Origin of the sequence: Mesorhizobium qingshengii (genome assembly GCF_027563465.1) — a bacterium.
Taxonomy (GTDB): domain Bacteria; phylum Pseudomonadota; class Alphaproteobacteria; order Rhizobiales; family Rhizobiaceae; genus Mesorhizobium; species Mesorhizobium qingshengii_A.
On sequence record NZ_JAPFQA010000037.1, the window covers coordinates 1 to 11,170 of the forward strand.

The 11,170-nt window shown below is 60.2% G+C and carries 17 protein-coding genes; 13 read left to right on the forward strand and 4 right to left on the reverse strand.

Annotation, left to right across the window (positions count from 1 at the left end; translation table 11 throughout):
* Positions 1-195 precede the first annotated feature (195 nt).
* The 11 genes from OOJ09_RS31415 (at position 196) to OOJ09_RS31465 (ending at position 7,841) form a co-directional block, all read left to right on the forward strand.
* The gene (locus tag OOJ09_RS31415; RefSeq protein WP_269908937.1) at positions 196-1,530 is read left to right on the forward strand and encodes a tyrosine-type recombinase/integrase; all 1,335 of its coding nucleotides are present in this window, start codon (positions 196-198) and stop codon (positions 1,528-1,530) included.
* 113 nt (positions 1,531-1,643) lie between these two features.
* A complete protein-coding gene (locus tag OOJ09_RS31420; RefSeq protein ID WP_269908938.1) occupies positions 1,644-1,904 on the forward strand; it encodes a hypothetical protein in 261 nt (86 codons plus the stop codon).
* Positions 1,905-1,991: 87 nt separating this feature from the next.
* Positions 1,992-2,267, forward strand: a complete 276-nt coding sequence (locus tag OOJ09_RS31425) for a hypothetical protein (protein WP_269908939.1) — start codon at positions 1,992-1,994, stop codon at positions 2,265-2,267.
* Between the two features lie 138 nt (positions 2,268-2,405).
* Positions 2,406-3,107, forward strand: coding sequence for a helix-turn-helix domain-containing protein (locus OOJ09_RS31430; protein WP_269908940.1), 702 nt, complete (start codon positions 2,406-2,408; stop codon positions 3,105-3,107).
* A complete protein-coding gene (locus OOJ09_RS31435) occupies positions 3,104-3,463 on the forward strand; it encodes a hypothetical protein (RefSeq protein WP_269908941.1) in 360 nt (119 codons plus the stop codon). The genes OOJ09_RS31430 and OOJ09_RS31435 overlap by 4 nt, the downstream gene beginning before the upstream one ends.
* A gap of 76 nt (positions 3,464-3,539) precedes the next feature.
* Positions 3,540-4,025, forward strand: coding sequence for a hypothetical protein (locus OOJ09_RS31440; protein WP_269908942.1), 486 nt, complete (start codon positions 3,540-3,542; stop codon positions 4,023-4,025).
* An 88-nt stretch (positions 4,026-4,113) separates the two neighbouring features.
* On the forward strand, positions 4,114-4,821 hold the full coding sequence (locus OOJ09_RS31445; RefSeq protein ID WP_269908943.1) for an MT-A70 family methyltransferase: 708 nt from the start codon (positions 4,114-4,116) through the stop codon (positions 4,819-4,821).
* Between the two features lie 299 nt (positions 4,822-5,120).
* Entirely contained in the window at positions 5,121-6,224 is a 1,104-nt protein-coding gene (locus OOJ09_RS31450) for a phage major capsid protein (RefSeq protein ID WP_269908944.1), read from the forward strand.
* Between the two features lie 5 nt (positions 6,225-6,229).
* A complete protein-coding gene (locus OOJ09_RS31455) occupies positions 6,230-6,415 on the forward strand; it encodes a hypothetical protein (RefSeq protein ID WP_269908945.1) in 186 nt (61 codons plus the stop codon).
* 29 nt (positions 6,416-6,444) lie between these two features.
* Positions 6,445-6,789, forward strand: coding sequence for a hypothetical protein (locus OOJ09_RS31460; protein ID WP_269908946.1), 345 nt, complete (start codon positions 6,445-6,447; stop codon positions 6,787-6,789).
* A gap of 95 nt (positions 6,790-6,884) precedes the next feature.
* Positions 6,885-7,841: a NotI family restriction endonuclease gene (locus tag OOJ09_RS31465; RefSeq protein ID WP_269908947.1), complete on the forward strand. Its 957-nt coding sequence runs from the start codon at positions 6,885-6,887 to the stop codon at positions 7,839-7,841.
* A 9-nt stretch (positions 7,842-7,850) separates the two neighbouring features.
* Here the strand turns inward: OOJ09_RS31465 and OOJ09_RS31470 are convergent, their stop codons facing one another.
* On the reverse strand, positions 7,851-8,981 hold the full coding sequence (locus OOJ09_RS31470) for a DNA cytosine methyltransferase (protein ID WP_269908948.1): 1,131 nt from the start codon (positions 8,979-8,981) through the stop codon (positions 7,851-7,853).
* A 93-nt stretch (positions 8,982-9,074) separates the two neighbouring features.
* Here OOJ09_RS31470 and OOJ09_RS31475 point away from each other — a divergent pair, with 93 nt between their 5' ends.
* Together OOJ09_RS31475 and OOJ09_RS31480 are read left to right on the forward strand one after the other, a co-directional pair.
* On the forward strand, positions 9,075-9,482 hold the full coding sequence (locus tag OOJ09_RS31475; protein WP_269908949.1) for a very short patch repair endonuclease: 408 nt from the start codon (positions 9,075-9,077) through the stop codon (positions 9,480-9,482).
* A 107-nt stretch (positions 9,483-9,589) separates the two neighbouring features.
* Positions 9,590-9,892, forward strand: coding sequence for a hypothetical protein (locus OOJ09_RS31480; RefSeq protein ID WP_269908950.1), 303 nt, complete (start codon positions 9,590-9,592; stop codon positions 9,890-9,892).
* A 43-nt stretch (positions 9,893-9,935) separates the two neighbouring features.
* Here the strand turns inward: OOJ09_RS31480 and OOJ09_RS31485 are convergent, their stop codons facing one another.
* The 3 genes from OOJ09_RS31485 to OOJ09_RS31495 form a co-directional block, all read right to left on the reverse strand.
* Positions 9,936-10,085, reverse strand: a complete 150-nt coding sequence (locus OOJ09_RS31485; protein ID WP_269908951.1) for a hypothetical protein — start codon at positions 10,083-10,085, stop codon at positions 9,936-9,938.
* Positions 10,086-10,276: 191 nt separating this feature from the next.
* The gene (locus OOJ09_RS31490; RefSeq protein WP_269908952.1) at positions 10,277-10,732 is read right to left on the reverse strand and encodes a hypothetical protein; all 456 of its coding nucleotides are present in this window, start codon (positions 10,730-10,732) and stop codon (positions 10,277-10,279) included.
* Between the two features lie 4 nt (positions 10,733-10,736).
* On the reverse strand, positions 10,737-11,003 hold the full coding sequence (locus tag OOJ09_RS31495) for a hypothetical protein (RefSeq protein WP_269908953.1): 267 nt from the start codon (positions 11,001-11,003) through the stop codon (positions 10,737-10,739).
* Positions 11,004-11,170 lie beyond the last annotated feature (167 nt).

Sequence of the window (11,170 nt, forward strand, 5' to 3'; positions counted from 1 at the left end):
AAATGCTAAAGGCGTTTTCAGCCCTTTTCAGTCAAATGCGCTAGCTTTCAAAACCCTTGCTATGTAAGGGTTTGAGGGCTAGCTGCGCTTGCAAGCTTTTTCAATTGGGGCCATGGCCTTTCAAAAGAAAGGCCCCAAAAAGGCCCCAGCCGCAAAAAGCGCGATGCAATGACACTAGCAAAAGGCGCTCCAAAAATGCCGCGAATTCTCCTCGATGACGCTTTCGCCAAGAAGGTCGACCGACCCGCGACCGGCTTTGTCGAATTCACTGACGAACGCATCCCAAGCTGGAACGCTCGCGTCTATCCGGACAAGATCGTCGGGTCGCTGCGCTACAAACCGCTCGGCTCCGAGAAGAAAAAGCGATTTCCGCTCAATGAGCATCCGAGCATCACCATGGCGGAGATGCGCCGCCGAGCCGAGGCCGCGCTTGGCAAAGTCCGTTCCGGGGCTGATCCCGCCGCCGAACGCGAGGCAATTCGGACAGAGCGCCAAAAGCAAGAAAAGGAATCGGCGCTCGATCTCGGCGGCTTGCTCGATCTCTACTATCCGGCGCTGGCCAAGCTGAAAGACTCTTGGAAGCAGGACCAAGGCTATCTTGAGCGCGATGCCCGCCAGCAATGGATCAAAATCATGCCGCGCTACATCACCACGGCTGATTGCGCCACCCGGTTGCAAATTGTCGCCGCCCGCGCGCCAGTCGCCGCCAATCGGCTCCATTCGGCCCTCAAGCTCTTTTTCGAATGGGCCGTCGATCAGAGCCATATCACCGTCTCGCCGATGCTTGGCGTGAAGAAGCCAACCAAAGAGCGAAAGGATGGCGAGGTCGACCGGGTATTATCCGATGCCGAACTCGTCGTGCTATGGCGGGCAATCGAAAGCGCGCGGATGATCCCCGGCATGCGCGCCGCCTTCCAAGCGCTGGCACTGACCGGAAAGCGGCCCGATGAGATCGCCGGGCTATCGCTGGCCGAATTGCAGCACCTCGACGACCCCACACAGGCGATTGCCGATTTTCCGGCCAGCCGCATGAAGGCGCGCCGAAGGCACATCTTGCCGCTCACCCCGCCGGTCGTTCGCATAATCAAGGCGCAGATCGCCCTCCAAGAGGCGGAGGCGAAAGCCGAAAAGCGGCCCATGCTCGACCATATTTTCGCCAGCCGCTTCGCCGACCGGTCTCGGCTTGCCCGCCATTCGCTTTCGCAATGCCTGCGTAGGATCATTCCCGCGCTCGATCCGACCGGCGAGGACGGCGAGATCGTCAAGCGCCTGCAAGCCGATCCGCCAACGCCGAAGGCTTTTCGCGCCACTTGCGCGACCGGAATGGCGCGCCTCGGCATCCCTCGCGAAGACAGAAAGGCGGTGCTTGCCCACGTCGAGGACGACATCATGGCCCGGCATTATGATGCCTACGACAGGCTGGCCGAGAAGCGGATCGCGCTTGAGGCATGGGCTCGGCATGTCGACGGGCTGCTGTCGGGCGAAAAGAACACCGGAGCCGTCATCCCGATCCGGGCGGCGCGGGGATGAAAGAGGATTCGCGCCTCTCGCTTCTCGCGCGGCTCCGGGCATTGGGCGCGAACCCCGAGAACTTGAAATATCCCGGCAACCGGGAATTGCGCAGCGTCATGCCGGTGCCGGAAATGACGCTCGCGCTGCTCGATGAGATCGCCGCTGCCTTGGCCGAGGCCGCGCAGCCGACAAAGCGCGGACGACCAGCCGGGAAGGATCGATTGGGCGAACTGGCCGAGCGCGCCGCCCATGCCGTCGAGGCCGGCAACGACAAGGATCAGGTTTTGGCAATCGCTGCCAAGATCGCAGGGCTGGACAAGGCGAGGGCACGTCACCTTCAAATCATGCTGAATTCGCTGTTGCAGGATCGCGCCGGCAAAGAAAGAAAATAGCCCGATTTTGTTTCGCTTGCAGCCAGTTTCATCGGCGCGCATGCTTTCCCGGCAAATCAAAACCCACCGAATTCTTGGAGAGCGGCCATGGACCTCACCATCGCTGACGACGACCGGATTTTGTCCGAAGAAGAGCTAAACCAGATGACGCGCACCTCCTCGACCACCCGATGGCGCGAGCGCAAGGCCGGGCGCTGGCCGCCGCTGCTGGAACTTTCGCCGGGAGTGCGCGGCAACAGCTTGGGCCAAATCCGCAGAATGTTTGCGCAAAAGCAGGCCGAGGCCGAGGCCAGAGCCCATGTGGCCAAACAAGAGCCGCGCGCGCCAGGCCGCCCCCGCAAGGCGGAATCCATGGTCGGATAACGGGACCGCCGCGCGAAAGGACAAAGCGCGACGGCCCGGCATTTTCGGGGATTTCAGACGCCCGGAAGATATTCTCCGCCCGGCCCGAACGCAAGATTTGCTTAGCGCGGCTTCCTCGATAGGGAGGACGCCACCACTATGGCCAGCGAGCAGACGCCGCAATTTTTTGCCTACAAAGCCTTGTGCATCGCCAAGATTTCGAGCGGGGCCAAAGCTGTCGGCGCGCTGCTGCTCGACCATCGCAATGAGATAACCAAGCGGTGCGATCCGTCGCTTCGGACCATGGTCCGCCGCTTGGGCATATCCAAAAGCTCGGTGCTGCGCGGTCTTGCCGAACTCATTGAGGCCAGTCTGTTCCGGCGCGTCGAGAGCGATACCTATCGGACCGCCTACCAAGTCAATTTCGTCAAATTGCGCGCTATTGTGACGGCATTCGAGGCGACCCGAAAAGCGATCCCGCGCAACCGCAAAACTAGTCCCAAAACTGACACCAGTTTGGAGGCACCGAACCAGTCCCAAATCCGGACCCAAACCAGTCCCAAAACTGGCACCGGGGTAGTGCCAAAACTGACACCCCAACACTTAGAAGGGAACACATTGAACTTAACACTGGGGTCTGCTGACGCGACCCCTCGAGGTTTTCAGATCGATAAATCGAATGGAGAAATCCCTTCGAATGGCCCGTCCGCATCGCCGCCGCCAGCGCTCACCGAATACCAACGCGCCGCCGCACGGGCATCGGCCAAGGCCCAGGCCAAGATCGCGGCCATCGTTGCGAAATATCAGGCAGCACGTCAGCAGCCGACCCCCGACAAGCCGGCGGAGGAAAAGGACCAATGACGAACCCGCACCACTATTCCGCCAGCCAGATACTCTCGATTTGTCGCCAATTTCTGCGCGGCGATGGCCGCCCGACCGAAGAGCAATTGCGAGCGGTGATGATTCGCTGCCACGACATGATCGAATGGAGTTGCGATTTTGTCGAAAAGACGCCCGTCGCTCGGACAACGGACGAGGAATTCGTACGGGCCCTGACCTCCAAATCCACGGCCAAGCAGCGCGCACGGATGCGCCGCGAAATCGAAGAAGCGCAGCAGAAAAACCCGTTCAAAAGCATGCTGGACTGTTTGGACGAGGCCGAACGCCGGCTGCGTCACCCTTGGCTGAGGGTGATCCAGGGCGGGCCAAAACTTTGAAGCAATCCCGGCGTCAATCTCGGCGTCGGCAACAAGGAGGACTGAAATGAGAATTGTAGCCAAAAACAATCTTGGAATGATTTTCGACGCCGATCCCGAGCGTGTCCGGGCTACGACGGATTTCATCGCCGATCAGCTTCGCACTTTCGTTGATCGGAAGGCCTATCCATTTTCGCCGCTGCAAGCGGCGCTTTCGGGAGCGCCATATCGCGCGACCGTCACGACTGGTGAATGCGCACTCGCGACGATGCAGGCATTTGCGGTCGTCACGGCGGAACTCGTCGATCAATACACGCAGTTCGCTCACGATCCTTACGAGGACGAGGACTACTATGACGATCTTGAATCTCCCGATGTGGCGAAGCTGCTCGCGCGGATCGAGCGAGACATCGAGCGGCGGTCGAAGGGCGAAAGCCCGCGTTGGCCGAACGGTGCGCTGACAAGCACGCTGACGGAGCTTCTTCGCCGCATTGATATCGAAAAAGTTGAGACGGACGGCGATACGCTTGCCCGCGTTCAACTGGCGCTCGACAGCTTGGCGACGACATCCAAAGCCGCCTGACCGTATCGCCGGCCCGGCGCGCGCAGCGTCGGGTCGGCATTTCGTGACGCGCTATCGCGTAAGAACGCATCACGGAAAGGAGGGAACAATGGGAAGGCCGCCGATTTTCAAGCGCGGCGCGATGACCGATGCTGAGCGCCAGCGCCGCCGCCGAAGGAAGGCCAAGCGGGAAAAGGGGATCGCCGCCCGCAAGGCCGAGCGCGACGAGCGCATCGCCCGCGTCGCTTCCCGCGAGACCGCGATCAGCGCCCGCATCATCGCCATGCCGATCAAGCGCTATGGCGTGGTCTACGCCGACTGCGAATGGTCCTTTGAGCCCTATAGCCGGGTGACCGGAATGAGCCGCGCCGCCGACAACCACTATCCGACCAGCCCGACGCGGATGATCATGGAGCGCGACGTGCCGTCGATCTGTGCCCCTGATTCCATTCTGTACTTGTGGGCAACGGTGCCGATGCTGCTGGATGCGCTGGCCGTCATGGCGCGGTGGGGATTCACCTACAAGTCGCATGCCATCTGGTTCAAGCAGCGTCCAGGCAATGGTCGAGGGACTGGATACTGGTTCACCGGCGAGCATGAGTTGCTGCTCGTCGGCACCAAAGGCAAGGTGCCAGCGCCCGCAATGGGAACGCAATCCCGCTCGGTCATCATCGCGCCAGTCGGCGCGCATTCGGCCAAGCCGGACGCGGTGCTCGAAATGATCGAACGCTACCACCCGACGCTGCCAAAGATCGAACTGAACCGACGCGGCCCGGCGCGCGCTGGTTGGGACGCGTGGGGCAACGAGGCGGAATGACTGCGGGGACAGCGAGGCCGGGGGGCGGCCTCGAAATAGGCCTCCTGTGGGGCGCGCCGCCGGCGGAGAAGCATTCTAATTTCCGGGAAATTCGCATACCCCTCTCATCGAAAATGATGCCTCCTTGAACGCTGGCGACCGCCCTCGAACCGGCAATGTTTCCGAATTTCGGAAACTTGAGGTCAGGCCAAAATAGTTCCCCCGTGAAACGCGAAGCAGTTTAATTGGATTGCCCATCGAGGAGCGCGGGGACCGCCGCGCAAACGCCAAATGGCCGCCTCGAATGGAGGCTTAAAGCCATGGACGCGGACCTCATTTCCCGCCAGTTGACCGATCTAAAGCAGGCCGCAAACGCGACCTTACGGCATCTCAGTGGCAGGGGACGCGACGGACGAACGTCGACCGAACTATCGGGCGCACAGCGGTTTATTCGCCATGCTGTCATCGCCATGCGCGAACCGACCGTCAGCGTCGAAGCCGGCTTTCGGCAGCGCTATCCCCACCTGATGCGGGCCGCCGTCAATCCGGCCATGACGACCGTGCCGGGCTGGGCGAGCGAACTGGTCGCCACCGATCTGCTCGACCTCTTGGCCACCGGCACCCCGCCGTCGCTCTACAGCCAGTTGCGCGGCCTCTCGGCCTTGGCATTGGGCCTTGATGACGTTTCCCTGAAATCGGTCCCGATCCCGGTCCCCTCCGCCAATCCGCTGGCGCAATGGGTTGCCGAGGGCATGCCCGCGCCGGATTTGCGCCTGAATTTTTCGTCCGCGTCCTTGGGCGCGAAAAAGGTCAGTTGCTTGTCGGTCTATTCCGGCGAATTGGCCAAGCGCTCGACCCTCGATGTCGAACTGATCCTCGGCAATTTGCTGTCGAATGACGTGCGGCGGCTGGTCGACAGGACCTTGGTCGATGCCTTGCCAGCGACGATTGCTCGCCCGGCGGGCTTGCTCAATGGCGTCGTACCGATTGCCGCAAGCGCAGCGCCCGACTCGGGGCAAGCCATGGTCGACGACCTGAAAGCGCTTGTCGGCCAAATTCTGGCTTTGGGTGGAACCGTGCCTGTGCTCATGGCGTCGCCCTTGACCGCCATCAGCCTCGCCACGCTTCCCTCGACGTTGGCGATCCCGACGATCTTTTCGCCAGAAATCGCGCCCGGCACCATCATCGCGGTCGATGCCCCGAGCTTCGTCTCGATGATGGCCGCGCCGGAAATCTCGCAATCCAACGAAAGCGTCGTGCACGAATCCGACACGCCGCTTCCGCTCGCGTCTGGCGGCGGCGTCCTTGCCACCCCGATCAGAAGCTTGTGGCAAACGAACACCGCCGGCCTTCTGGTGCGGTTCGATGCCGACTGGACGGTTGCCGGCGGGCGCGTCGCCTTCATTTCTGGCGCGACTTGGTGATGGCGATGACGACGCGCGAAAAGCTGCCCATCGAGATCGATATCAGTGAGGTGCCGGTCGCCGCCGCGCTAATGCAACTCGCGGACGCGCTGCGCGATATCGCCGCCGCGATGCCGTTCGTCAGCGACGTGCAATGCGACATCAGCATCGAGGACCGCCGCGCGTCGCTGCGGTTCCGGGCCTACAGGTAAGGGGAGACGAACCGATGGAACGTGGGACTATGCCGCTGTCGATGAACGAACAAGTGGCTTTCATGAGCACCGAAATCGAGCGCCGCGTTGCGATCGAGGTCGACCGCCGCTTTGCCGCTTGGAGAGCCCACACGACAGCCTACCTCGATGGCCAATTGAAAAGCTTGGCCGGTGCTTTGGCGCGCGACTATGTTGATGCGACGCTAAAGATGCGCGCCGACCTCGACCAGCGCTTCGACCAGAAATTGTCCGAAGTCGAAACTGCAATGCTGCGCCAGTTCCGGGCGCAAGTTCAGGATATCAAGAGGCAAACGACTATTGAGGTCGCGATCGCCAGGCGCAAGCCGAACAGCGGCGCGGCGCATCATCCTTGAGCGAAACGCGCCCGTATACCCCGGCCTGCGCATGAGGCATCATTGGAACCTGTGGTCTCGATTCGCGGCAGTCGAGCGTCAATGGATTGCCAACAATGGCGGGACGACTTGTAGAATTCTTCGGGTATGCACCGCTCGACCCCGAGGGACTAAAGCATGCGGTCGCGAAAACGTGCCCCTTCGTCAAAGCACCGTGCATCAAGCCAAATCACGGCGGATGTTCGCTCGAGCAAGGGAACGAAGAGCCGGTAATCATCTGCCCGAACAGGCTTTACGCGAACGACCATGCAATCCTTGGGGATGTGGCAATTCAGGCCTTCGGTGCTGGTGTAAAACTCACTTCTGCACAGGCGATCAAAGAGGCGAAAGCCGATGGAGTTCTGACAGGCAAAGAGGTCGCCGTCTTCGGAAAATATTGGGGATCAGAGCTTTCAATCCCCAAGCCAAAGACCGACGAGGAAGACGACACCGGCGGATTTTACATCGACTATGTCATGGCGCGGCTCGACACTTCGGGGGCCATGGCCGAGTTCACAGCTTGCGAAATCCAGACCATCGACACGACGAACAGCTACAGGGACCAAGTCGCCGCCTTGCTAAAGGGTGAGCAGTATGTTGACGCCAAAGGCAGGTCGCCAGGCTGGACAGGCGCCGGCCTAAACTGGGCGAACGTCTCGAAGCGAATTCTCCCGCAGCTTATCTACAAAGGCTATGTGCTTCGCAGGGAGAAGTTCTGCGGCAAGGGCCTGTTCTTTGTATGCCCGACTGCTGTCTTGAAGCGCATCCGCGCCCGCTTGGGCACGAAGTTGCTGGAATACCCCATAGCGGCAGGGACCATTACGTTTCAAGCGTACGATATCGGCGACGCCGTCCCCGCAGGCGAAACCCGTCAGCTTGTTAAGGGCGAGACGTTCACAACCACTGTGGAGCAAGTGGCCTACGCCTTCGTGTCCCCTGTAAACCTTCCTGATATGGGGGTGTACGAGAGGGCAATCATCAAGGCGCTCATTCCGAAGAAAGAACCGAAAAAGCCGATTGTCGCAGGGGCCTAAGTCTCGGAATTATTCAGCCGCGACGAGCTCGCGTGGACCGTCGGCGGCCATCTTGCCCATAATGCTTTCGGCTATTTTGCGCCCCAGCAGCGGCGGAACGGCATTGCCGACCTGAATGTATTGCTCCGTCCGGCTTCCCTTGAAATCGAACCAATCAGGGAATGATTGCAGCCTAGCTGCCTCACGGACGGTTATTGCCCGATCCTGTGAAGGATGGAAATAAGCGCCCCAATGGGGATCGCATTTCGTCAGGATTGTTGACGCTAGGCCAGCCCATCTAAGCCGTCCGTACCGCTTCGTGTGATCGGAGCGCTTTGCCCTTTTCATCCCCTTGGGAAGCAGATCGAAGGGGATGTCTCTCCACGATCCTCCTTCCGGGATAAACGCCATCCGGTCAAGATTCACGCGCGACAGCTTCGCCGCCCAATGATTCGTAAGCGCCTTGGAGTCACCACGCATGGCCGTCTGAAAAGCGGAGGCAGGCTTCGTCCGGTATTTCGCCAGTTCGGAACCTTCGCCGTTGGCAAGCACTGGCAGGTCGGAGATGGCATCCATCACCGACACGAACGGCTTCAATCCCGGACCATGGGTTGGGTTGGGCCAAGGGATCGGTGCGCCCACACGGTTGCCAATAAAGACAATCCGGCGGCGTTCCTGTGGGATGCCATATTCTTCCGCTTTTAGGATGCGGCTTTCAACTTTGTAGCCGAGATCCTTCAAGCCTTCCAGAATGGCCCCGACCGCACCGCCGCCCCCAGCGGAAGTCATGCCGGTCACGTTCTCCAGCACCACCCACTTCGGCTTCACACCTTCGACGATTCGTAAATATTCTAGGTAGAGAGAGGCTCGGGGATCGTGGAGGCCGCGCTGATGATTGTAGACCGAGTAGCCTTGGCAAGGGGGGCCTCCCACGAGCACATCGAGCTCGCCTGCCTTGACGCCACCGGCTTTCAAAAAATCGTCAGCGGAGTACTGTTGGATAGCACCGGGGAGAAATTTAGCCTCGCGATGCGTTGCGGCAAAGGTCTCACCAGCCCTGTCGTCGAAATCATTGCCGGCGACAACGTGAAAACCGGCCTGGCGGAAACCTTCCGACAAACCGCCCGCACCGCAAAACAGATCGATCGCGGTTAATGGCATTTCGTTCCTCGAATCTATGGCACGAATCATACTTGAACCCTAAAAATGAAAATAGTCCCAAGCGCTTCCATTTGTCAGTTGAGTTGAACGGTTTTGGACAAGCTTTCGACAGAGGCGCGTAGCGCCAACATGAAGGCCATTCGGAGCGTCAATACGCGCCCCGAAATGACCGTGCGACGTGCCGTGCACAGATTGGGTTTCCGGTACCGGTTACACCGCCGCGATCTTCCTGGAACGCCCGATCTTGTGTTCGGGCCCCGTCAGAAGGCGATTTTCGTTCACGGTTGCTACTGGCACGGCCACGGCTGCAAGCGCGGTGGCAAAGGGGCCAAAAGCAACGCCGGGTATTGGGGACCTAAGATTGCCAGAAACAAGGAACGCGACGCAAAGGCCGAGTTCGATCTGCGCGAGGCCGGCTGGCAAGTGCTGGTGCTGTGGGAATGCGATTTGTCTGATAACGACGCACTTGAGCTAAGGCTCAGTCACTTCTTGATGGGTTAAGTTCGAGGCCGGTATTTCCCCGGCGCGCCGCAAAGTCACCTTGCCGGCGCCCTCGGCACCACCAATATAACTCCTCGTTGCGGCGATCCCCTCATTGCGGAGTCGCCATGCCCCAAAAGACCCTTTCCGAAACCCTCGCCGCCCGCGAAACCGTCTACGTCAATTGCGGGCACCCAATGTGCGCCAAGTCGACCAAGCTCGACATCCAGTCGCTGATCGACCGGCTCGGCGCTGACCACGGCTCCATGCATTGGGATTTGGTCGGCCTGTTCGGCTGCTCGTCCTGCAAGGCCGCTGGCCGCGACCGCCGCCCGGTGTTCTTCACATTCATTCCCGACTATGCCGGCCAGCAGGCGGAGCGCAATCGCGACTGGAAACCGACTTTCCCGACCGACACGGGCAAGGCGTGAAAACCGTCCGCTTCCAATGGGAAACGGACGGCATTCGGTCATTTTATGCGGAAAGGAACTCGCTAATCTGTTCGAGGTCGCGCGGGAAATACATCGCCGCATTCAACCTGTCATTGATCAGCCGCCACTCACCATCAATCTTGCGGATCGAATAGCCGAACAGGCGGGCTCGTTCCCGAAGTCTTTTAGTCATGGTCATGCTCCTGATTAGAGGGTTTCGGTTCGGTGAACCGAGCCATGCCATGCCGTACCGTGCCAATCTTCGTGGCAACGACTATAGCGCCGTCTGGGCGAAAACGCCAGGGATTGCCGCCTGTCAGCGCCGCCAGCGGGCGCGGGCCGCATGGCCGCCGGATAGAGCGGGCGGCGCGCCAATGGCCGCCGCTATGGCACCATATGACGATACGCCGCGATGGCAGCGCCAAGTAAGCAGCCCACTGACATCATCCCGGCGATGACTGACCCGCGAAAGGTCAGATTGATCTTTGTTAGCACAGCCTGATCGAACTTCGGCCAGCTCTCGTCGTTGTAAATCATCTCCGGAGAAACGTCGTCGTAGAGCGCGATGAAATAGCCGCAATTCATCCAAGCCAAAAAACCGCAGACGAAGGCCAATATCAGTCCGGCGATATGCCACCAGTAAACAACCGGGAGTATGTCAGCGACCCGGGCGGGCGATTGCGCCAAGAGCAAGATGCTTGCGCCGTGCACCAACAGCAGCGAGGCGATCAGCCAGCGTCCGTATTCGGCCTGAAGATTGCCCGCCGCCCGTCGATTTTCCTGTAGCTGTTGATAACGCAGCTTGCGCGCCTCGGTAACCAAGCTCGGGTCAGTTGCCATGGCTTCAATTCCGCCCTATCGCCCCGGTTTCCCATGAAACATTTTGCGAGCGGTCCTGGCTGGCCACGTCGCCAGTATCGCCGCCGACGACTCGCTCATGCAGCCCGGCCACCCGACTTGCCGTCGCTGAAAGGTGATCCCGGCTCGTTGAATTCGCCATCCGCCAGATCGTCGTCTTGCTGACTTGCGCCTGCTCGGCGATGTCGGCGCGACTCAAGCCAGCCGATTCGAGGCCGGCAATCATGGCGGGGAACAAATCAGCGGGCGGCATGGCCTCAGACTGGCATAGGCACAAGAAAAGAAAAAGGCCCCAGAAAGGCCCCAATTTCCCGCTTTCGCGATGTTTCTAGTTTCCCCGGATTTCAAATAAGCCTTATCTTTCAGAGGCTTAAATGGTCGGAGTGGCCGGATTCGAACCGACGACCCCTTGACCCCCAG